This window comes from Listeria cossartiae subsp. cossartiae, from assembly GCF_014224155.1.
Taxonomy (GTDB): Bacteria; Bacillota; Bacilli; order Lactobacillales; family Listeriaceae; genus Listeria; species Listeria cossartiae.
The window spans coordinates 1-21,201 of sequence record NZ_JAASUI010000007.1 but is presented as its reverse complement, the minus strand read 5'-3'; the positions used below and the strand labels follow the sequence as shown (position 1 = coordinate 21,201).

The 21,201-nt window shown below is 42.3% G+C and carries 17 protein-coding genes, 21 tRNA genes, 1 rRNA gene and 2 riboswitches; of the genes, 4 read left to right on the top strand and 35 right to left on the bottom strand.

Annotated elements, in window-relative coordinates:
• Positions 1–12: 12 nt before the first annotated feature.
• A riboswitch (SAM riboswitch) is annotated at positions 13–121 on the bottom strand.
• A 184-nt stretch (positions 122–305) separates the two neighbouring features.
• The gene (locus HCJ30_RS14090) at positions 306–608 is read left to right on the top strand and encodes a hypothetical protein (protein ID WP_185392776.1); all 303 of its coding nucleotides are present in this window, start codon (positions 306–308) and stop codon (positions 606–608) included.
• A gap of 45 nt (positions 609–653) precedes the next feature.
• Here HCJ30_RS14090 and HCJ30_RS14085 read toward each other — a convergent pair whose 3' ends face one another.
• Genes HCJ30_RS14085 through ytkD form a run of 3 tightly spaced genes read right to left on the bottom strand, consistent with a single transcriptional unit; the run spans position 654 to position 2,348 of the window.
• Positions 654–1,565, bottom strand: a complete 912-nt coding sequence (locus HCJ30_RS14085; RefSeq protein ID WP_185392774.1) for an L-lactate dehydrogenase — start codon at positions 1,563–1,565, stop codon at positions 654–656.
• Positions 1,566–1,581: 16 nt separating this feature from the next.
• Positions 1,582–1,824, bottom strand: coding sequence for a DUF2584 domain-containing protein (locus HCJ30_RS14080; protein WP_003762570.1), 243 nt, complete (start codon positions 1,822–1,824; stop codon positions 1,582–1,584).
• A 50-nt stretch (positions 1,825–1,874) separates the two neighbouring features.
• Entirely contained in the window at positions 1,875–2,348 is a 474-nt protein-coding gene (ytkD, locus tag HCJ30_RS14075) for an RNA deprotection pyrophosphohydrolase (protein WP_185392772.1), read from the bottom strand.
• 73 nt (positions 2,349–2,421) lie between these two features.
• On the opposite strand from ytkD, the gene yidD reads away from it, so the two are divergent.
• Both yidD and HCJ30_RS14065 read left to right on the top strand, forming a co-directional pair.
• Positions 2,422–2,688 carry a membrane protein insertion efficiency factor YidD gene (gene yidD, locus HCJ30_RS14070; protein ID WP_185392770.1) on the top strand — a complete coding sequence of 89 codons (267 nt, stop codon included), beginning with the start codon at positions 2,422–2,424 and terminating at the stop codon, positions 2,686–2,688.
• Positions 2,689–2,837: 149 nt separating this feature from the next.
• Positions 2,838–3,788, top strand: a complete 951-nt coding sequence (locus HCJ30_RS14065) for a metal ABC transporter substrate-binding protein (RefSeq protein WP_185392768.1) — start codon at positions 2,838–2,840, stop codon at positions 3,786–3,788.
• Positions 3,789–3,806: 18 nt separating this feature from the next.
• Here HCJ30_RS14065 and HCJ30_RS14060 read toward each other — a convergent pair whose 3' ends face one another.
• Genes HCJ30_RS14060 through HCJ30_RS14040 form a run of 5 tightly spaced genes read right to left on the bottom strand, consistent with a single transcriptional unit; the run spans position 3,807 to position 10,003 of the window.
• Complete coding sequence (locus HCJ30_RS14060; RefSeq protein ID WP_185392766.1) at positions 3,807–5,216, bottom strand: o-succinylbenzoate--CoA ligase; 1,410 nt, start codon at positions 5,214–5,216, stop codon at positions 3,807–3,809.
• A 15-nt stretch (positions 5,217–5,231) separates the two neighbouring features.
• A complete protein-coding gene (menB, locus tag HCJ30_RS14055) occupies positions 5,232–6,050 on the bottom strand; it encodes a 1,4-dihydroxy-2-naphthoyl-CoA synthase (RefSeq protein WP_185392764.1) in 819 nt (272 codons plus the stop codon).
• Positions 6,047–6,874 (bottom strand): 2-succinyl-6-hydroxy-2,4-cyclohexadiene-1-carboxylate synthase, encoded by an 828-nt coding sequence (gene menH / locus HCJ30_RS14050; RefSeq protein ID WP_185392762.1) that lies wholly within the window; start codon positions 6,872–6,874, stop codon positions 6,047–6,049. Before menH ends, menB begins: the two co-directional genes overlap by 4 nt.
• Position 6,875: 1 nt before the next feature.
• Positions 6,876–8,618 (bottom strand): 2-succinyl-5-enolpyruvyl-6-hydroxy-3-cyclohexene-1-carboxylic-acid synthase, encoded by a 1,743-nt coding sequence (gene menD, locus HCJ30_RS14045; protein ID WP_185392760.1) that lies wholly within the window; start codon positions 8,616–8,618, stop codon positions 6,876–6,878.
• Complete coding sequence (locus HCJ30_RS14040) at positions 8,615–10,003, bottom strand: isochorismate synthase (RefSeq protein WP_185392758.1); 1,389 nt, start codon at positions 10,001–10,003, stop codon at positions 8,615–8,617. The genes menD and HCJ30_RS14040 overlap by 4 nt, the downstream gene beginning before the upstream one ends.
• Positions 10,004–10,177: 174 nt before the next feature.
• On the opposite strand from HCJ30_RS14040, the gene HCJ30_RS14035 reads away from it, so the two are divergent.
• Positions 10,178–11,116 (top strand): 1,4-dihydroxy-2-naphthoate polyprenyltransferase, encoded by a 939-nt coding sequence (locus HCJ30_RS14035; RefSeq protein ID WP_185392756.1) that lies wholly within the window; start codon positions 10,178–10,180, stop codon positions 11,114–11,116.
• Between the two features lie 33 nt (positions 11,117–11,149).
• Here the strand turns inward: HCJ30_RS14035 and HCJ30_RS14030 are convergent, their stop codons facing one another.
• The 27 genes from HCJ30_RS14030 to rrf form a co-directional block, all read right to left on the bottom strand.
• Positions 11,150–13,003: a bifunctional homocysteine S-methyltransferase/methylenetetrahydrofolate reductase gene (locus HCJ30_RS14030; protein ID WP_185392754.1), complete on the bottom strand. Its 1,854-nt coding sequence runs from the start codon at positions 13,001–13,003 to the stop codon at positions 11,150–11,152.
• A complete protein-coding gene (gene metC, locus HCJ30_RS14025; protein ID WP_185392752.1) occupies positions 13,000–14,172 on the bottom strand; it encodes a cystathionine beta-lyase in 1,173 nt (390 codons plus the stop codon). The genes HCJ30_RS14030 and metC overlap by 4 nt, the downstream gene beginning before the upstream one ends.
• Positions 14,165–15,289 carry an aminotransferase class I/II-fold pyridoxal phosphate-dependent enzyme gene (locus HCJ30_RS14020; protein WP_185392750.1) on the bottom strand — a complete coding sequence of 375 codons (1,125 nt, stop codon included), beginning with the start codon at positions 15,287–15,289 and terminating at the stop codon, positions 14,165–14,167. The genes metC and HCJ30_RS14020 overlap by 8 nt, the downstream gene beginning before the upstream one ends.
• Positions 15,290–15,310: 21 nt before the next feature.
• On the bottom strand, positions 15,311–17,608 hold the full coding sequence (gene metE / locus HCJ30_RS14015; RefSeq protein WP_185392789.1) for a 5-methyltetrahydropteroyltriglutamate--homocysteine S-methyltransferase: 2,298 nt from the start codon (positions 17,606–17,608) through the stop codon (positions 15,311–15,313).
• A gap of 106 nt (positions 17,609–17,714) precedes the next feature.
• Positions 17,715–17,821, bottom strand: a riboswitch (SAM riboswitch).
• Positions 17,822–17,896: 75 nt separating this feature from the next.
• Complete coding sequence (locus tag HCJ30_RS14010; RefSeq protein ID WP_185392748.1) at positions 17,897–19,072, bottom strand: MFS transporter; 1,176 nt, start codon at positions 19,070–19,072, stop codon at positions 17,897–17,899.
• A gap of 64 nt (positions 19,073–19,136) precedes the next feature.
• Positions 19,137–19,208, bottom strand: a tRNA-Glu gene (locus HCJ30_RS14005).
• Positions 19,209–19,213: 5 nt separating this feature from the next.
• Positions 19,214–19,304 (bottom strand) — tRNA-Ser (locus tag HCJ30_RS14000).
• Between the two features lie 34 nt (positions 19,305–19,338).
• Positions 19,339–19,411, bottom strand: a tRNA-Asn gene (locus tag HCJ30_RS13995).
• Between the two features lie 6 nt (positions 19,412–19,417).
• Positions 19,418–19,491, bottom strand: a tRNA-Ile gene (locus tag HCJ30_RS13990).
• Between the two features lie 24 nt (positions 19,492–19,515).
• A tRNA-Gly gene (locus HCJ30_RS13985) sits at positions 19,516–19,586 on the bottom strand.
• A 24-nt stretch (positions 19,587–19,610) separates the two neighbouring features.
• Positions 19,611–19,683 (bottom strand) — tRNA-His (locus tag HCJ30_RS13980).
• Positions 19,684–19,711: 28 nt separating this feature from the next.
• Positions 19,712–19,784: transfer RNA gene (locus HCJ30_RS13975), tRNA-Phe, on the bottom strand.
• Positions 19,785–19,788: 4 nt separating this feature from the next.
• A tRNA-Asp gene (locus HCJ30_RS13970) sits at positions 19,789–19,864 on the bottom strand.
• A gap of 4 nt (positions 19,865–19,868) precedes the next feature.
• A tRNA-Met gene (locus tag HCJ30_RS13965) sits at positions 19,869–19,942 on the bottom strand.
• Positions 19,943–19,985: 43 nt separating this feature from the next.
• Positions 19,986–20,075 (bottom strand) — tRNA-Ser (locus tag HCJ30_RS13960).
• Positions 20,076–20,097: 22 nt separating this feature from the next.
• A tRNA-Ile gene (locus tag HCJ30_RS13955) sits at positions 20,098–20,171 on the bottom strand.
• A gap of 11 nt (positions 20,172–20,182) precedes the next feature.
• Positions 20,183–20,256: transfer RNA gene (locus tag HCJ30_RS13950), tRNA-Met, on the bottom strand.
• Positions 20,257–20,306: 50 nt separating this feature from the next.
• Positions 20,307–20,379 (bottom strand) — tRNA-Ala (locus tag HCJ30_RS13945).
• A 22-nt stretch (positions 20,380–20,401) separates the two neighbouring features.
• Positions 20,402–20,475, bottom strand: a tRNA-Pro gene (locus HCJ30_RS13940).
• 10 nt (positions 20,476–20,485) lie between these two features.
• A tRNA-Arg gene (locus HCJ30_RS13935) sits at positions 20,486–20,559 on the bottom strand.
• A gap of 9 nt (positions 20,560–20,568) precedes the next feature.
• Positions 20,569–20,654: transfer RNA gene (locus HCJ30_RS13930), tRNA-Leu, on the bottom strand.
• Positions 20,655–20,668: 14 nt separating this feature from the next.
• A tRNA-Gly gene (locus tag HCJ30_RS13925) sits at positions 20,669–20,743 on the bottom strand.
• Between the two features lie 15 nt (positions 20,744–20,758).
• Positions 20,759–20,840, bottom strand: a tRNA-Leu gene (locus HCJ30_RS13920).
• A gap of 6 nt (positions 20,841–20,846) precedes the next feature.
• Positions 20,847–20,919 (bottom strand) — tRNA-Lys (locus tag HCJ30_RS13915).
• 40 nt (positions 20,920–20,959) lie between these two features.
• A tRNA-Thr gene (locus HCJ30_RS13910) sits at positions 20,960–21,035 on the bottom strand.
• Positions 21,036–21,043: 8 nt separating this feature from the next.
• Positions 21,044–21,116 (bottom strand) — tRNA-Val (locus tag HCJ30_RS13905).
• A 9-nt stretch (positions 21,117–21,125) separates the two neighbouring features.
• Positions 21,126–21,201: ribosomal RNA gene (rrf, locus tag HCJ30_RS14500) — 5S ribosomal RNA — on the bottom strand; the annotation flags it as partial.

Sequence of the window (21,201 nt, the reverse complement as noted above, 5' to 3'; positions counted from 1 at the left end):
ATTATACCTTTGCTCTCATCGTTCAGAAGATAATACTCCTGCAACAGATTAGCACCTTTCACATATATGTGTAGGTTGCTGGGCTTCAAAGGGTCAGTCCCTCTACCGCTCTGGATAAGAGATAAATTTTAATTCTAAGATAGAATACCATAAACGGAGGCCAGATGCAATAATAATTCGGTTTTGAATTCATTTCCATCCCTTAAAAATGCTGTTTGATTATTTTTCACTTATCATTATTTCCAACCTGTGGTATGATAGATGGATAAAAAAGATGTTTTACTTAACTAAAGGAGATTGTATCTATGAGTTTAATTCCGCTATCCTTGATTATTTTTCTTGGGTTTTTAGCAGTTGTATGTTTATTTGATTTTGTTTTTCGTTTATATTGGTTTAAATATTTCCTAGCAACAATGGGATTAATTGCAAGTGGTGTGGTATTTTTCATCAGCTTTTACGGCGGTGGGATGTCCCAAACAGAAATAGCAATTGCCATTTTTATCGGCTCATTTGGTGAATATGTTGTATCACTTATTATTAGTCTAGTTCGCTTTATTTCCAGAAAATCAAAAAAACCTAAACAAAAGAAAAAAGCTAAAACAGCCTAAAAAGCTAGCGACGTGAATGTCGCTAGCTTTTTTTATGCCCATTTATCATTTAATTAAATGAAAAGCTTTTTTAATAATTTCAGCTGACGCAACAAAACTAGCCTTTTCATCTGCAGTTAGTTTCGGTTCTAAAATAGCTATCACACCATTTGCACCAATAAGCGCTGGTTGACCAATGTAAGTCATTGTTTTTTCGTCATACACAGCCAGCGGGAAAACTTGTTTCGCATCCGTCAAAATTGCATCAACAATACCTGCCGCGGCTGTCGCTATCCCAAAACTCGTCCAACCTTTCCCCGTTAAAATATTCCAGCCACCACCACGAACAGCATCTTTTAAAATTGGCAAATCTAGCGGCGTCTCGGTTTTATAATCCGTGATACTAACACCACCAATTTTCACCGTTGACCAAGCAACAAATTGCGATTCGCCGTGCTCACCAAGAACATAGCCCTCGACACTCTTTGGATTAATATGTAATGCTTCCCCAACAACCCGTCTCATACGCGCTGTATCAAGTGATGTTCCCGTGCCAAACACCCGCGAACGATCAAAACCTGAAACTTTCTGAATAAGCATCGTAATCACATCACACGGATTCGTAATATTCACAAAAACACCCTTAAAACCGGTTGCTACAATCTTTGGAACAATCTCTGCCACAGATCTGCTCGTTTCAACAAGTTCTTCCATTCGATCTTCCCGAAGTAGCGTTTCCGGACCAACCGCCATCACAATCACGTCTGCATCCGCCAGTGCGTCCCAATCATTCGATATGATAGTTGTATAAGAACGTGTCATCGAAGCCATGTCGCGTAATTCCAGTGCTTCACTTTCCGCCTTTGTTTCAACTTTATCTATTAAAACAATTTCATCACAAATCCCTTGGGTAACAAGGGAAAAAGCCACGTCGCTTCCAACATGACCTGTACCAATTATGCCTACTTTGCGTTTCACAAAATCCCCTCCAAAATTAATTACTTGAATTTAATGCGATTAATTCATATTTAATGATGGTTTTATTATTTTCCCATACCAATTTACGTGGAATTGCTTCTCCAAGCGTTTCGCCTTCTTTTGTTTTACGAACCGCGATTGGCACATCAATTGGATAAATTCGATATCCTACTTTTTCAAGTTCAAAGAAATTATCAGAAATTCGTTTTTCATTTCCTTTTGTTACGATCATTGTGTTTACCTCTAGTGGCATACCCAATTTCCCCACCTCCATTTTCTATTATCATAGCAGAGTTTACCCCTGTTTGACTAGTTTTTATCGCCTAAAATCCGCTCGGCTTGTTGCACAATGTGAACCATTCCAGCATCGCGCATAAAAAAACTGAACGCTGGCTGTAAAATAAATTGGCTCAGTTCCCCGCGCAAAACGACAGGTCCTTTTGTTTCTAAGTAATCAGCTTGTGTTTTGATGTTTGTAATCTTGGCTGCATAAACCCGTTTCGTAAATGTTCGCTCCTTAGACTCGACCAAATAATCGGCTACAAAATAAAAGCTATCACTCATTGCTCCAGTTTCTTCCATTAACTCTCGTTTCGCTGCCGCCAAATTGCTTTCCCCTGGCTCTCCCTTCCCACCAGGAAATTCTAACCCGCGAATTTTGTGTTCTGTAAAAAGCCAACCATCTTCCGTTTTAGGAATAATCAGGACATCATCCGGATTATTTTCCTGTTCTTCCAAATAAATCGTCACTTTGTTTCCAAGTGTATCATTATAAATAAACAAAAACTCACTTCCTTTTCTTTTTTCAAAAATATGGTAAGCTGTATGTAAGCTGAAATTTAGAGGATGAATAGTAATGAAAAAAATTCTTATCGGAGGAATCCGACTTTACCAAAAATATATTTCGCGGTTCACCCCAGCGACTTGTCGTTTTTACCCGACTTGTTCCGCATACGGGATTGAAGCAATACAGACACATGGCGCCTTAAAGGGAAGCTATCTCGCAATCAGACGCATTTCTAAATGCCACCCGTTTCATAAAGGTGGGCTTGATTTTGTGCCACCTAAAAAAGAGAAAAACGATGATTCCGAGCATCATTGTAAAGCGCATCATCACCATTAATAATAGCATGAATCGGTTTACGCCGGTTCATTTTTTTCTTGCTTTTTATGAAAGAATGCGGTATTATCAAATTCGGACTATAAATCGTAATTACTACGATTCGCATATAATTTAAACAAGAATAATTTCGATTTAGAGGAGTGAATAGATTGAAAAAAAGCTATCTTATCGTGTTAGCAGCATTACTATCTGTTTTATTACTACTTACTGGCTGTTCGGACAGCAGTGATACAAAAACAAGCAGCGATAAATTAACTGTTTATACGACCGTTTATCCTTTACAGTACTTAACGGAACAAATCGGTGGTAAATATGTGGATGTTCATAGCATTTATCCGCCCGGCTCAGACGCTCACAGCTTTGAACCTACACAAAAAGACATGATGAAAATTGCCGATAGTGATTTATTTTTCTATATTGGTCTCGGTATGGAAGGATTCGTCGATAAAGCAGAAAAAACGTTAGCAAACGAACATGTCACTTTCGTCCCTACTGCTGAAAAATTAGACTTACCTATCGACCCTGATGCCGCCGAGGAACATGATCACGAAAGCGAAGAAGAACACGAACATGGCGATATCAACCCACACGTATGGTTAAATCCAGTCTATATGGAACAAATGGCAACGGTCGTCAAAGATAAATTAATCAAGGAAATGCCTGATCAAAAAGAAACTTTCGAGAAAAATTACCAAGCTGTCGAAGAAAAATTAAAGACACTTGATCAAGATTTCCGCACCGTTACAAGCGCTGCTAAACAAAAAGATTTCGTCACTGCTCACGCTGCCTATAGCTACTGGGAAACCGAATATAACTTACATCAAATCCCGATTGCCGGCGTATCAACAAGCGACGAACCATCTCAAAAGAAACTAAAATCCATTGTTGAAAAAATCGAAGCAGAAAATATCCCGTATATTATGCTAGAACAAAATACGAATTCAAAAATAGCCGATGTTATCCAACAAGAAACAAACACAAAAACATTAACACTGCATAATTTAGAAACACTAACCCAAAAAGATATCGACAACAATCGCGATTATCTTTCTATTATGAATGATAATTTAAAAGCTTTAAAAGAAGGACTTAATTACTAAAAAAGAAAGGCGCTCTAGTTACTTAGAGTGCCTTTCTTTTAATTTATTCCGTTGAATTTTGCCAGAAGCAGTTTTTGGTAAGGTTTCAACAATAGTTATTTGCTTTGGAATTTTAAAACTAGCTAAGTTCGTTTGGCAAATGGCGCGTAATTCCGCTTCATCAAAAGTTTGCTCTGTAACGATAAAAGCGACTGCTACACTGCCCCATTTGTCATCTGGCTTACCTACTACCGCAACTTCTTTCACCGCTTCATAGGTAGCAATGACATGTTCAATTTCGGTTGGATAAATATTCTCTCCTCCCGAGATAATCAAATCCGATCGACGCTCTAGTACAAATAAAAAGCCTTCTTCATCCAAATAACCGATATCGCCCGTTTTAAACCAGCCGTCCGTGAAGGCGGCTTTTGTTGCCGTTTCATTGTGTAAGTAACCAGGTGTAATCGATGGTCCTTTTAATAAAATTTCCCCGTCATCCGCAATTTTCACTTCTGCTGGAAATAATGCTTTACCAGAAGAACCGATTTTAGTTAAGGCATCTTTCGGCGGTAAAGTCACGATTTGCGACGCTGTTTCAGTCATACCGAATGATTGCACTAACGGAATATTACGTTGCTTGCAAATTTCTAAAACAGCCTTACTCGCTGGTCCCCCGCCAAGCAACACCGTCCGCAAATTCGGGTGGTAGTTTCCCCCATGTATTTTTAGCAATCGTTCGAGCATTGAAGTCACGACCGAAATCGTGGAAACTTTGCCACTTTCTAGTAATTGGGTGATTTTTTCTTCGTCAAAATGTTCTTCCAAATACACCGGAATACCATAAATCACCGACCGCATCATGATCGATAAACCGCTAATATGAAAAATTGGCACAGCGCAAAGCCAGCTATCTTTTTCAGTTAAACCTAAATTTAAAGCCGAAGCAACCGCACTCCACCAGTGGTTTTCATACGTTTGCATAACGCCTTTTGGTTTGCCAGTGGTTCCGGATGTATACATAACAGAAGCCACACGCGATAATTCCCATGTTTCTAGTAGCTCTGGCTCTAAATAATCTGTTTGCTGCAATTCAGTGTAGCTAATTCCTTCCACCACTTTTTCCACAAACGTATCTGCCATAAGCACTTGTTTTACTTCTGCATTAGCAAGTTGAAAAGCAAGCTCTTTTTTCGTCAAACGGTTATTAAGAAATAGCGTGACGGCACCGAGTTGTTGCAAAGCATGGATAAGTAAGAATGTCATCCGGTCGTTTTTCCCAAGGATAGCCACCATCTCGTCTTTTCTAATACCAAGCGCGAACAATTTTCCCGCTAGCTGCCCCACTGCTTCATTTATTTCCGTAAAGGTTTCTTCTTTTCCTTCAAAAACGAGCGCGGTCTCGTTAGGAGAAAGCCGCACTCGTTTTTGAAGCCAGTTTGTCATGTCCATTTTTACACCTTCAAATCAAGGGAATTTTGGAAATTGGTCAAAGTCTGGATCGCGTTTTTCTTTAAAGGCATCGCGACCTTCTTTGGCTTCGTCTGTTGTATAGTATAGAAGTGTTGCGTCACCAGCTAATTGCTGAATACCCGCTAAACCGTCTGTATCTGCGTTGAAAGCTGCTTTAATGAAACGAAGCGCTGTTGGACTTTTTTGTAGCATTTGTTTTGCCCAAGCGACTGTTTCTGTTTCTAAATCTGCTACTGGAACAACGGTGTTTATCCAGCCCATTTCAAGAGCTTCGTCCGCTGTGTATTGACGGCACATGAACCATACTTCTTTCGCTTTCTTATGTCCGATAACACGTGCTAAATAGCCAGAACCGTAACCAGCATCAAAACTACCAACATTCGGTCCAGTTTGTCCAAATTTTGCATTGTCAGCAGCAATGGTTAAGTCACAAACTAATTGAAGGACGTTTCCGCCACCAATTGACCAGCCTGCAACCATCGCGATAACTGGTTTTGGAATAACACGAATTAAACGTTGTAAGTCAAGCACGTTCAAGCGTGGGATTTGGTCATCGCCAACATAACCACCGTGTCCGCGAACTTTTTGGTCTCCGCCAGAACAAAATGCTTTTTCGCCTTCCCCTGTTAAAATAATCACGCCAAGATCTGAATTATCACGCGCTAAGTTAAATGCATCAATCATTTCTGTTACAGTTTTTGGTGTAAATGCATTATGTACTTCTGGACGGTTAATCGTAATTTTCGCGATTCCTTCGTAACTTTCATATTTGATTTCCTCATATACTTTTTCTGTTTGCCAATTAAAACTCATTTTTCTTCCTCCTTTAAAATAACTTCCAGCCAGTTAATTAGCTGACTTGAAAAGATGTTTGGTTGCTCTAAATAAACTGCATGTCCCGCTTCTTGCACCGTAACATGCGTGCTATTTGGTAAAAGTTGATGCATATTTTGCGCGATTTTTTCGAATTTCTCATCTAACGCACCGGTAATGAGTAGCACGGGGAAAGTAAAGTCCGCTAAATGGTCCCAGTAAGATGGTTGCTTCCCGGTGCCCATCCCGCGTAAACTCATCGCCAAGCCTTGCGGATTTTGCGCTAACCGTTCAGACCTCGTTCGCTTTTTCCGCTCCTCAGGTAAATCAGACTGCGATGCAAAAAGAGCTAAATTTCCCCAGTAGTCGACAAAAGACGTGATGCCATCTGCTTCAATCCTGTCTGCTAAACGATTATCGGCTTGGATGCGACTAGCGCGAGCATCTACTTCCGCGAGTCCAGGTGAGCTGCTAACTAAAATCAGTCCACGCACCATTTCTGGATATGTCGCCGCAAAAGCAGTCGCCACTCGCCCACCCATCGAATAACCTAGCACAAAACATTGCTTGATGTGCTGTTGGTTTAAGATTTCTACCAAGTCGGCGCATACAGCTTCTATCGAATAACGCATCATTTCCGCAGGGCTAGCCGTTTTTCCGTGCCCAAGTAAATCAGGCGCGATAATATTATACCATTCTTTTAAAATCGCTATGCTATCTTGAAAAGTCTCGCTTGTTCCTGTAAAACCATGCAACATCAGCAAAACCGGTTTATCCCCGCTTGAAGCATTTGTCAGGTGATAACGTTGACCGTTGACTAACATCTTAATCTAACGCCTTTAATGCAGTCGCAATTTTTGCCCAAAGTGTTTGGTGATTTGCTTTATTTTCGTGACGATTTGTTTTCACTTCAATAATATCCAAACCTTTGTGATAGCCAGCTTTATCGATTGCTTCTTCTAGCTCATCAACCGTTTTTGCCTCATGGTAATCCGCATCATAAAACGCAGCAGCAAAACGGAAATCCAGTTCAGTTGACGTACCAAAAAGTGATTCGAAATACTTCGGTTCATTCGCTTGCGGTAAAAAGGAGAAGATTCCCCCGCCATCATTGTTCACAATAATAATTGTCAGATTCATCTTATATTTTTTCGCCATCAGCAAGCCATTCATATCATGATAAAACGATAAATCGCCAATCAGCAAGAACATCGGTTGGAACACAACACTAGCACCTAGCGCCGAAGAAACAACCCCGTCAATACCATTCGCCCCACGGTTTGCGAGCATTTTTATTTTCTTATCAACTTGCGAAAAATACGTATCGACATCACGAATCGGCATACTATTACCAATAAACAAGCCTGCCTTATCAGGTAACAAGCGCCGTAATTCTGCAACAATCTTACCTTCTTCTAAAGTGGTTGTATTCGCCATTTCTGCCATAACGATTTCACGGGCAACGTTATTGTAAGAAGTCCATCTATTTAACCATGCGGCATTTTTCGCATCATCTGGCATATTTTGTAGCATAATATCGACTAAAAAACGCTCGTCACAGTGAATCATGTCCGTTACTGCTTTAATCGGATCTTTCCAAGCAGCACCAGGGTCCACCACGTAAAAACGAATATCCGCCAGTTGTTCCAACCAATTTTTAAGTGGTTTAGAAACAGGCATACTCCCGAATCGAATCACGACTTCCGGTGTTAAATTAGCCAAAAGATCTGCTTCTTTTAAAAATGCATCATATTGGTCAATCACGACTTCATCCATTGCTCCGTAAGAACGTAATCCAGAAAGCGGATCTGCTAAAATCGGCCAACCTAGTTTTTTCGCTAAATCAACCATCGGCTGCTCTAATTCTTTTTTACCCATCGGACCTACAACGAAGACACCTTTTTTACCAGTGCATTCGGTTACCATTTTTTGAATCGAGCTATCGTCCAACACTTCATGCGTATAATAAATATGTACGTGATGATGTTTTTTTCCGGTAGCGGTAAATGGAGATGGTTCTAAAATCGGTACGAGTGGTTCCCGCAATGGAAAATTAAGATGGACTGGGCCACGTGGAGTTTTCATCGCAATATCTACCGCGCGACTACCGTGCCATTTTGCATAACGAAGCATTTCCTCACTGTTTTCAGGAAGCGCCATATCAGTAAAATCTTTGACATGTGAACCATATAAATGCAACTGATCCATCGCTTGTGGCGCCCCGACATTTCGAAGCTCATGCGGACGATCGGCAGTTAAAACAATTAATGGAATTTGCGATAAATTTGCTTCGACAACTGCTGGGAAATAATTCGCTGCTGCCGTTCCAGAAGTACAAAGCAGAACAACTGGACGTTTCGATGCTTTCGCCAGACCTAAGGCAAAAAAGCCGGCCGAGCGTTCGTCAACATCCACATAAATCTTCAAAATCGGATGTTCTGCCATCATCAGTGCAAGCGGAGTAGAGCGTGAACCCGGGCTAATAATTGCTTCTTTCACACCGGCTTGCACAAGCTCCTCAATAAATGCAGCTAAATAATCTGTCAGCACTTGTTCGTGGTTTGTCATTTCTTTATGCCTCCTAATACGCGTAACATCGGTTGGAATTTAACCGCCGTTTCTTTTAATTCTTCTTGTGGTACAGAATCACCAACAATCCCGCAACCAGCATAGATTAATCCTTGTGAATCAACAATTAAACCAGAACGAATGGCCACGGCGAACTCACCAGAACCTTTTAAATCTATCCAACCAATTGGGGCACCGTAAAATCCACGGTCCATTTCTTCCTTCATCCGAATAATAGCTAGCCCCATTTTTTGAGGCAGACCGCCAAGTGCTGGCGTTGGATGAAGGGCTTTCACCATTTCAAGCATCGAAACTTCTGGCTTTTTCTTCGCAGAAATATTCATATATAAATGTTGAATATCGCGATTTTTCAAAAGTACAGGTTGGCTTGATAACGACAGCCCAGTTGTAAATGGTTTTAACGTTTCTTCCATCATTTGTACCACATAAGAATGCTCTCGTAAATTTTTCGCGTCTTGTAGTAGCGCATTTCCTAAAGCGTCATCCGCCTCTTCAGTAGCGCCGCGCTCCGTAGAACCAGCTACACATGACGAGTGAATCGTATCTCCGTTCACAGCAAGTAATCTTTCTGGAGTTGCCCCGAAAAAGACCCCTGTTCCCTTTTCAATGAGGAAGAAATAACTGTTTTCTTGTGTTGCTAGCATATTTTCCAAAATAATTGCACTATCTACTTGGCGTTGGAACCGTAGCCCCATCCGTCTAGCTAGAACAACTTTTTTCACGTCTTCTGAATGATTAATCATATCGATAATTTCACTCGCAGTTTCTAGGAAATGGTCTTTGCCAATCTCTTTAAAATCTGTAAGTAACGCCATTTCAGCTTCATTAACCTCTTGATGAATGATTTTTTGCCATTGATTAAAAACAGCTTCTAACTTGCTTTCCGTATCGTCTGAGTAAATGGACAAGTTGACCGTTAAGTAACTTTTACCATCTTTATTCGTCAACATAAATAACGGTAAGTAAAACAAGCCATCTTTGAAACTTTGCCATTCTTTCTCTGTATCACGCTCAGGATCAAAGGCAAAACCGCCAAAGTAAATTGGGCCAGTTGCATCTACGGTTGCATTCGTTACACTCGTGCGCAGCCTTTTTTCAATTTTCTCTTGCAGTCCAAGAAAAGCATCTTTTTTCTTCTCCGCCAAAAATTGTTTCGTTACACCAAAACCGGTCATCGTCAGCGTCATTTCTGGATTTTGCCAGAAAAAACGTTCACCTTTAAAAGCCGTACCAGCTTTTTTAAACAATTTGACTGGAGACACTAATTCATCTAACTCAGTTACCCAGCTAAATAGAGCCGGTTGATCTTGGCTTGCGCTACGTTTCGCTTGATTAAATAAATCAAGAGGCAATTTAGTATTCATATGCTTATCTCTCCTTTTACATTCACATCTTCTATTATACCAAAAATGGAGCTAAACTGCTTGGTTTGCGTTTTTTCTTTCATTTCGGCATTAATTATTGACGTTCTTGCATTATTTCCCTAAAATGAAGGGTAGACATCTGAAACATATGGAAGTGAAAAAGGAGAGAAAAACATGGCTAATGCCTCAAAATCTGCACTTACGAAACAAACTGGATTTCAAAAATGGTGGACATTACTTCGCCCCCATACACTTGTAGCCTCTTTTGTTCCGGTATTTCTTGGAACATCGGTCGCAATGAGCTACACCAGTTTTCATTTTACACGTTTTATCGTCATGCTAATTGCTTGTTTCTTTATACAAACATCCGCCAATTTATTCAATGAATACTTTGATTATAAAAAAGGGCAAGATGATGAGCACTCGGTTGGAAATGGTGGTGCTATCGTTCGTAATGGTATGCGCCCGGGCTTTATTTTGTTCCTAGCAATCTTTTTATACATTTTATCGATTCTTGGTGGCGTTTATTTATCCATCGAACTTAATTGGTATGTTGGCCTTCTTGGTGCTATTTGTATGTTGGTTGGTTTCCTTTATACAGGTGGACCGTATCCAATTGCTTATACGCCATTTGGTGAAATTATGGCCGGCTTCTTTATGGGAGGAATTATTACGTTCATCTCCTTCTACATCCAAGCCGAATTCATCAGTATGTTTATCGTCTACGTATCGATTCCAGTAATGGTTCTCGTTGGTAACCTACTACTTGCTAATAGTATTCGTGATTTAGTACCTGATAAGAAAAATGGCCGTTTGACTTTAGCTATCTTACTTGGTCGTAAATGGGCAACTGTTCTTTTCGCAGCGGCATTTCTTTTTAGTTACGTATTTGAAATCTCACTTATTTTTACGCAAGATGCGCCTTGGTGGACGCTGTTAATTTTACTTAGCTTGCCAGAAGCTGTTCGTGCCGTGCGTCGTTTCATCGGTAAAACATCGCCAATCACAATGGTACCAGCCATGAAATCGACTTCCAAAGCATTAACAATCTTCGGTATTACACTAGCTCTTGCTTATCTACTAAGCCTATTATCTCGTAACTTGTTCATGTAAAAAAAACTGGTTGTCATCGCGACAACCAGTTTTTTATTTGGAAACAATTTGGACTTGCTGTTTGTTTTGAACATATTTCGCCAGTTCTATCGATAGATCATAACGTAAAAATGGCGTAATGATATAAATCCCTTGAAAATGCGCACAAATCGCATCCACTAACTCGCGAGCAATCGCCATCCCTTCCTCATTAGCATGACCGTGCTCTTCCGCCTCTCTCATTCGCTCACGCACCTCATCTGTCAAACGAATTCCAGGAACCTCATTATGCAGAAATTCCGCATTCCGACTAGATAATAATGGCATAACCCCAATGAAAAGTGGCACATCAATGTTTGCTTTTTGCAAGGCTTCCTTTAATAAAACAGCTTTATTCACATCATAAATTGGTTGGGTAATAATATAATCGGCACCATATTCCACTTTTCGCTCAATTAATCGAACTGCTTTTTCTAAGTTCAGCACATTCGGATTAAAGGCTGCACCAACATGGAATCGCGCCTTTTCTTTCAGTGACTTCCCAGTATACGAAATCCCATCATTAAACTTTTTAATCAGCTGAACTAATTCCACCGATCTTAAATCAAACACCGATGAAGCGCCGGGGAAATCGCCTACTTTCGTTGGATCGCCAGTAATCGCCAGCACATCATGCAGCCCCAATTTATGGAATCCCATCACATGCGAGTGCATCCCAACTAAATTATGATCCCGCGTCGTCAAATGAATGAGCGGTTTAATGCCATACTCATGCTTCAAAATCGACGCCAGCGCCATATTACTTATCCGCGGTGTGGCAAGCGAATTATCCGAAATCGTAATCGCATCAACCCCCGCCTCATCAAGCGCCTTAGCCCCTTCAAAAAATTTCGCCGTATCAAAAGTCCGTGGCGGATCTAGTTCAACTAAAATCGTCAAACGTTCCTTTACTTTATCAAGCAAACGTTCACCTGACTCCGCGTCCGCCACTTCTTCTGGAACAAGCTCCAAAATCGGTCGAACTTCTTTTTCCAAAATCGGCTTCGTTGATTGTAACCCTTTACGTAAAGCACGGATATGGTCTGGCGTCGTTCCACAACAACCGCCAATAATGCGAGCACCTTCTTGCCGGAAAACCTCCCCGTAATGAGCAAAATAATCCGTATCCGATTGATAAATCACTTTTCCTTCTTGCACTTCTGGCAAACTGGCATTCGGATAAACAGCCAAATAGGCCTTCTCATAAAGCGGCACTGTCTCCAGAGCACGCGCCATGTGATAAGGACCAAGCCGGCAATTAATACCAACAACATCCGCCCCAAGCGCAATCAATTCCTCTAGCGCATCCGGTAATTTTTGCCCATTTTGCAAGATTCCCGGTTCATGCATCGAAACATTCGCAACCACAGGTAAATCAGTCGTTTCTCGAAGAATTTTTAACACCGTTTTAAGTTCATCTAAATCATAGTACGTTTCTAGCAAAATTGCATCCACACCATCTAACAAAAAACAGTATAGCTGCTCCCTAAAACTACGCTTAATTTCTTCGAGTGGAGCCGCCGGAAGTCTTGCATCCACTGCCCCATTTATCCCGCCAATCGTGCCGAAAATATACGTTCCAGTCCCTCTTGCCGCTTCCTTCGCTAACCGAATCGCCGCTTGATTAATCCGCTTCACTTCATCCTCTAAACCATATCGCGCTAATTTAATATAATTGGCACCATACGTATTCGTTTGGATAATATCCGCACCAGCTCCGATATACGCTTTATGAATCGCGACAATATCTTCCGGATGCGACAAATTCAGCTCTTCAATCGAACGATCCACCCCATAAGAATAAAGTAAAGTGCCCATCGCACCGTCCGCAATTAATACTTTTTCGCTTAAATCTTTTCTTAAATTCATTTCACGACACTTCCTTTCTTAATGAATGAAAGTGCTTGTTTCAAATCCGCAATCAAATCATCGGCATCCTCTAAACCAGCAGAAAAACGTAATAATCCTGGTGTAATTCCTTGCGCCAATCGCTCCTCTTCCGGAACAGCCGCATGAGACATTTTTGCTGGATACGATAAAATACTTTCCACCGCACCTAAACTCACAGAAAATACCGGCAATTCCAAATGTGTTACAAGTTCCCGCACCGCTTCCTCACTGCCTAAATCAAACGATAAAACAGCCCCGCCGCTTGTCGCCTGCTCCACTTGAATGTCATAACCCGCATGCGACGGCAACCCCGGATAATGCACCGCAACCACATCTGGTTCCGCATTTAAAAATAGCGCAATTTTCTCCGCCGTTTCCGTCCCAGCCTTCATCCGCACCGAAAGCGTTTTTAATCCACGCAATAACAACCACGAATCCTGCACACCAAGAACTCCACCAGTCGAATTTTGCAAAAAGTACACCGCTTCGGCCAAACTAGGATTATTTGTGACAATTAGCCCCGCCAAAATATCACTATGCCCACCAAGAAATTTCGTCGCACTATGGATAACCAAGTCCGCACCTAATTCTAACGGCTTTTGAATCAGCGGCGTTAAAAACGTATTATCGACAAAGGTGTAGCAACCATTCGCTTTTGCAAGTTTGGCCACCGTCCGAATATCCGTCACATGTAGCAGTGGATTAGACGGCGTTTCCAAGTAAACCAATTTTGTATTTTCCTGAAAAGCCTTCGCTACCTCGTCAATATTAGTTGTATCGACAAACGTATGCGTAATCCCAAACCGCGGCAACACTTGCTCCACTAAACGAAACGTCCCGCCATACACATCTTTCGCAATAATAAAATGATCCCCTTTTGAAAGCGTGAAAAGTGCCGCAGAAACAGCCGCCATTCCACTTGCAAAAGCAAAACCATCCGTGCCGCCTTCCAGTTCCGCAATTGCCTGTTCCACTTTTTCTCTCGTTGGATTGCCGCTTCTCGCATAATCATAGGCATGGTAATTATCAAAGTCATGCTGGTGAAAAGTAGATGATAAATGAATGGGCGTATTTAGCGCACCTGTTTCTTTATCAATCCCGAGGCTCGCTTTAATCACAGCCGTATCTTGCGCATATTCTTTAGCCACGAGCGGTCACCCCTTCCAAAACCGTATCAAGCCCCTTAGCCAAGTCAGCAATTAAATCCTCACTCGCTTCAATCCCAACCGAAATGCGCAACAATTTATCCGTCAGCCCGTAAGAATTTCGCAACTCCACTGGAATATCCGCATGCGTTTGCGTCGTCGGATAAGTAATCAAACTCTCCACCCCACCTAAACTTTCCGCAAAAGTAAACAATTCCAGCTCTTTCAAAAGTGGCGATACGAGCGCCGCATCTCGAATAAAGAAACTAATCATCCCCCCGCGTCCCGGATAGCGCACTTCCTCCACCAGCTCATGCTCTTCCAAAAACGCCGCGATTTTTTGTGCATTCGCTTGATGCTGTCTCACGCGTAAAACCAGCGTCTTCAGTCCACGAATCAATAACCAACTATCAAATGGCGATAGCACCGTCCCCGTTGCATTCAACTGCTCAAAAAAGAATTTCCCAAGCTGTTCCTCTTTTACAATAACCGCCCCAGCTAGCACATCATTATGCCCGCCAAGATATTTCGTCGCACTATGAATCACAATATCCGCACCTAACGTTAACGGTTGCTGTAAAACCGGCGTATAAAATGTATTATCCACAATCACAAGCAAATCATGCCCATGCGCCCATTTCGCAACAGTCGCAATATCCGTTTCCTGCATCAAAGGATTCGTTGGCGTTTCAATAAAAATCGCCTTCGTTTCCGGACGAATCAATTTTTCCAAATCAGCAATCTCCGCCCCGTCCCAATAAGAAAATCCAATCTGATACTGCGCACCAAACTGTTCAAAATATCTAAAAGTCCCCCCGTACAAATCCTGCGAGCTAATAATATGTTCGCCGGTTTTAAAAAGCTGGAAAACTAGTTGAATCGCACTCATCCCCGAACTTGTTGCAAAAGCATGCGTTCCATTTTCTAGTTCCGCGAGTGCTTCCTGTAAAGCATCTCGCGTCGGATTTCCAGTTCTAGTATAATCATACCCCGTTGATACTCCAAGATCGGCATGCTGGTAAGCTGTAGAGAAGTAGACTGGCATATTGACAGCACCCGTTCTTTCACATTTTCTATTTCCAATTTGCGCTGCTATCGTCTCTTGTTTCAGCTTTGCCATAATTACCTCTCCTCCATTCCTTTATTTCTCTAATACTTGATATTCCGCACGAACTTCTTTAGTCGCTTTAATCATATCTTGCAGCGCCGCAATCGTTTCAGGTTCTTTCCGCGTTTTCAACCCACAATCCGGGTTAATCCAAAATTGTTTCGCATCAATTGCCCGCAACGCCCGGCGAATATTATCTTGAATTTCAATCACAGTCGGCACCCGTGGACTATGAATATCATAAACCCCAAGCCCAATTTCCTTATCATACGTCACTTCTTCAAATGTCGAAATAATCTCGCCGTGACTCCTTGACGTTTCAATCGAAATCACATCCGCATCTAAAGCACTAATCGTATCAATAATATCGTCAAAATCGGAATAACACATATGCGTATGAATTTGCGTATCATTTTGAACCGAAGCTGTCGTTAATTTAAACGAATAAACCGCATCATTTAAATATTGTTCCCAACGTGCTTGTTTCAGTGGCAACCCTTCACGTAAAGCTGGCTCATCGACTTGAATCACTTTAATACCATTACGCTCTAATGCTTCTACCTCTTTACGTAACGCGAGTCCAACTTGATTCGCAACCACACTTTCCGGCACATCATCACGAACAAAACTCCAATTGATGATTGTCACTGGCGCCGTTAACATCCCTTTCACCGGACGTTTCGTTAACGACTGGGCATAGACACTTTCTTTCACGGTAATTTCTTCTGTAAAAGCAACATCCCCGTAGATAAGTGGCGGACGAACCGCTCTCGAACCATACGATTGTACCCAACCAAATTTTGTTGCTTGGAACCCAGCCAATTTTTGCCCGAAATATTCCACCATATCTGTCCGTTCAAATTCACCGTGGACCAATACATCAAGATCTAAATCCTCTTGAATTTTAATCCAGCGTGCCGTTTCTTTTTCAATAAAAGCATTATATTCCGCATCCGTAATATTACCTTTTAACCAATCAGCCCGAGTTTTCCGAACTTCCGGCGATTGTGGGAAACTTCCGATTGTCGTTGTTGGAAATAGCGGTAAATTCAACCAAGCATGCTGCAATTTAATCCGCTCCGCAAATGGCAACTCTCGGTCAACCCGAACATTTTCCAAATTCGCAATCGCAGCCTGCACTTCTAAATTGTTTCGGTGGCTCGATTCGTTGAGCGCCGTCACTGCCGCACGAGCCTCTTCCAGCTCAGCCGCCACACTTTCCGCACCAGCCGTTAATGCCTTTGTTAAAATGGCAATCTCATCTAATTTCTGATCCGCAAACGATAAACCACCAAGAATCACTTCATCCAAATCTGGTTCACTTAGCTTTGTCACCGGCACATGCAGCAAGGAGTTGGAAGGTTGAATAATCAATTTCCCATCCGCCACATAATCCGCAATCTCCGTAAGTAGTGCTAATTTCGCATCCAAGTCACTCCGCCAAACATTCCGCCCATCAACCACACCAGCCGCTAAATATTTATCTTGCGGAAATCCATGCGTTTGAAGCGCTTTTAACGAATCACCATGGTCATGAACAAAATCAATCCCAATCGCTGCTACCGGCAAATTAACAACCTCTTCATAATAATCCAAACTTTCAAAATAAGTCTGTAACTCAATTTTCAAATTAGGAACCGCTTGTTGAAACGCCTGATACACTTTTTCAAATAACGCAATTTCTTTTTTATCAAAGCTAGTTGCAAGATAAGGCTCATCAATTTGCACCCACTTAGCACCAGCCGCCTCAAGCTCTTTCAAAATTTCCACATATGCCGGAATAAATTTATCTAATAATACTTCAAAATTTTCCGCATCGTTCCCTTTTCCAAGTTTTAAGTAAGTAACCGGCCCGACAAGCACTGGCTTTCCTTCAATACCAAGCTCTTTCTTCGCTTCTTCGTAATAATAAAGCGCCCGATTATCCAACACTTTCGGATCCGCATCAGCCAGTTCAGGAACAATGTAGTGATAGTTAGTATTGAACCATTTAGTCATTTCAGAGGCAACCGCGTCACTTTTACCACGCGCAATATCAAAATATGTATTTAGCGAAACTTTCCCACCTTCATGCTGAAAACGTTTTGGAATAATTCCAAATGTCACACTCGTATCAAGTACTTGATCATAAAAACTAAAATCACCAACCGGAATCAAATCAATCCCTTTATCTAGTTGTTTTTTTAGCGCATGCAATCTCAATTCCTTCGTTTCTGCTAATAATTCCTCTTCCGAAATCGCACCGTTCCAGAATTTTTCTAACGCACGTTTCCATTCACGCTTCTCCCCAAGTCTCGGATACCCCAAGTTTGAACTAATCGCCTTTACCATATCTATCACCTTATCCTCTCGATTTTTTGCCAATAAAAAACCTCCCTAGAGAACTAGAGAGGTTTGGAAGTTTCGATACACAAATACACTGAAACTTTTTAAGTCTCTCTTATCTCTCGAAGCATCACACTTCGCAGGATTTAGCACCTTTTCAACGTATTGAAAGGTTGCCGGGTTTCAACGGGCCAGTCCCTCTACCACTCATTATAAGAGCAATTTATTTAGTTTTTTAATCACTTAAATTGGATTGAAATCATCATACCACTTGCACCTGAAAACTGTCAATCATTAAATTCCAATTTTCTTTCTGAGAGCATCTTTCCGTGCTCCAAAAGCTAGCAACAAACAGCCTAGCACAAGGATTCCTGCCACCACAAAATAAAATATTTGATTTCCAAAAATCCCAATCATCATTCCAGTCGCACTCGGCCCAATAATACTCCCCAAACTAAAGCACATCCCAACCAAAATATTCCCCGCCGGAAGCAATTCTAGCGGCGTCAAATCAGTCATATAAGACAATCCAAGTGAATAAAGCGACCCAAGTAATATCCCCAAAACAAAGAAGAAAATCACATATAAAAAAGGGATCTTAACAAAAGCAGTCAACACAAAAACAACCGCCCCTGCTCCCGTCAAAAGCGGCAACACTTTTCCACGCCCAAATTTATCACTAACAATCCCAATCGGTACTTGAAAAATAATCGTCCCCACCGAAAAAGAAGAAATTATCATTGCTATCATCATCGTATCGAGCCCATCACGAAGTCCCACAACCGGAAACGTCGCATTCAACCCAGTCTCCAAAATTCCATACAAAAATGGCGGAATCATCGCAACCCAAGCCAATTTAAAAACATCCGAAAAGCGCTTTAAACTCCCCCAAAAAGAAATTTTCCGAATAACCGCCTTTTCTCCAACAAAGTCATTTCGAATAAACCAAACTAGCCCCCAAGCTATCAAGACTAATATCCCAGATAAAAAGAACGGCAAGTTTGCATTTATTTCTGCCAAATTAACAAGTTGCGGTCCAATCGCGAATCCAAGTGAGAAAAACAAACCATAGATAGCCATATTTCTACCACGCTTACTTGCATCACTCATAGCCCCAATCCAAGTTTGCGACGAAAAATGCAACATATGATCCCCCACGCCAATAAGCAACCGTAATATAAACCAAAAATACAAATTAAACCATATAGGAAAAGCCAAAATTGCAACTGCAACCAGCCCTCCCCCAACTAAAATAATCGGCTTATAACCATATTTATGAAGTGGCGCCTCAATAAACGGAGAAATAAGTAAAACCCCTAAATAGATTCCAGTAGCATGAAATCCATTAATTCCAGCACTAATACCATTCTCCTCTAATATTATCGCAATCAGCGGCAATAACACCCCTTGTGACAGCCCTGAAATCGCCACAACCATAGTTAAAATCCAAAACTTCCCTTTTGATCCCATTAAGCTACCTCCAAAAACATAGTAAATAAAAAACAATGTCATAATCGACATTGTTTTTTTAGGATGACCCGTACGGGATTCGAACCCGTGTTACCGCCGTGAAAGGGCGGTGTCTTAACCGCTTGACCAACGGGCCATATCTGGCGGAGAAGGAGGGATTTGAACCCTCGCGCCGCGCGAGCGACCTACACCCTTAGCAGGGGCGCCTCTTCAGCCACTTGAGTACTTCCCCAGATATAAAAATTCTATTCTCATTTAAAGAATAACTCCACAGGCAGGACTCGAACCTGCGACCGATCGGTTAACAGCCGATTGCTCTACCAACTGAGCTACTGTGGAATAAAATGGGCCTAAATGGACTCGAACCATCGACCTCACGCTTATCAGGCGTGCGCTCTAACCAGCTGAGCTATAGGCCCTCAGTAAAACTATTTATGGTAAAAAGCGGGTGATGGGAATCGAACCCACGACAACAGCTTGGAAGGCTGTAGTTTTACCACTAAACTACACCCGCATAATATAAATTTAAAAAACAAAGGGCGGATAATGGGAATCGAACCCACGAATGCCTGAACCACAATCAGGTGCGTTAACCACTTCGCCATATCCGCCATAAGGCAAAAATGTTTAAAAAAAGAATGGCTTGGGACAGAATCGAACTGCCGACACCTTGAGCTTCAATCAAGTGCTCTACCAACTGAGCTACCAAGCCATAATGGCGGTCCCGACGGGATTTGAACCCGCGATCTCCTGCGTGACAGGCAGGCATGTTAACCCCTACACCACGGAACCACTATTGCGGGGGCAGGATTTGAACCTACGACCTTCGGGTTATGAGCCCGACGAGCTACCAGACTGCTCCACCCCGCGACAATAATATTAAATTTTAGTCCACATATCACAAGCGAAAAAACGGAGGAAGAGGGATTCGAACCCCCGCGCGGTATTACCCGCCTGTCGGTTTTCAAGACCGATCCCTTCAGCCAGACTTGGGTATTCCTCCATGATAATAATAAAGTGACAAGTGGACCTTGCAGGACTCGAACCTGCGACCGGACGGTTATGAGCCGTCTGCTCTAACCAACTGAGCTAAAGGTCCAAGATTGAAAATAGCGGCGGAGGGAGTCGAACCCACGACCTTTCGGGTATGAACCGAACGCTCTAGCCAGCTGAGCTACGCCGCCATAATAATAAGGCTACCATTTTCTACTTATGTGGTTAAATGTGAAGCAAGTGGAGCCTAGCGGGATCGAACCGCTGACCTCCTGCGTGCAAAGCAGGCGCTCTCCCAGCTGAGCTAAGGCCCCATAATAATAAGGGATTAAACTATCGGGAAGACAGGATTCGAACCTGCGACCCCTTGGTCCCAAACCAAGTGCTCTACCAAGCTGAGCTACTTCCCGTTTAATAAAGTGCGCCCAAGAGGAGTCGAACCTCTAACCGCTTGATTCGTAGTCAAGTACTCTATCCAGTTGAGCTATGGGCGCAAATATAAGTGCCGAGGACCGGAATCGAACCGGTACGGATATCACTATCCGCAGGATTTTAAGTCCTGTGCGTCTGCCAGTTCCGCCACCCCGGCGTTGCTATAAAATATGGAGCGGAAGACGGGGTTCGAACCCGCGACCCCCACCTTGGCAAGGTGATGTTCTACCACTGAACTACTTCCGCATATTTTATAATAAGTGCGGGTGAAGGGACTTGAACCCCCACGCCTCGCGGCGCCAGATCCTAAATCTGGTGCGTCTGCCAATTCCGCCACACCCGCAAAAAGTGAGCCGTGCTGGGTTCGAACCAGCGACCCTCTGATTAAAAGTCAGATGCTCTACCAACTGAGCTAACGGCTCTCTACAATAAAATTATGTATTATTATAAAGATAATATTAATGGTGCCGGCTGCAAGAGTCGAACTCGCGACCTACTGATTACAAATCAGTTGCTCTACCAACTGAGCTAAGCCGGCATAAAAAATGGAGGTTAACGGGATCGAACCGCTGACCCTCTGCTTGTAAGGCAGATGCTCTCCCAGCTGAGCTAAACCTCCAGAAATACTGCCCGGCAGCGACCTACTCTCGCAGGGGGAAGCCCCCAACTACCATTGGCGCGGAGAAGCTTAACTACCGTGTTCG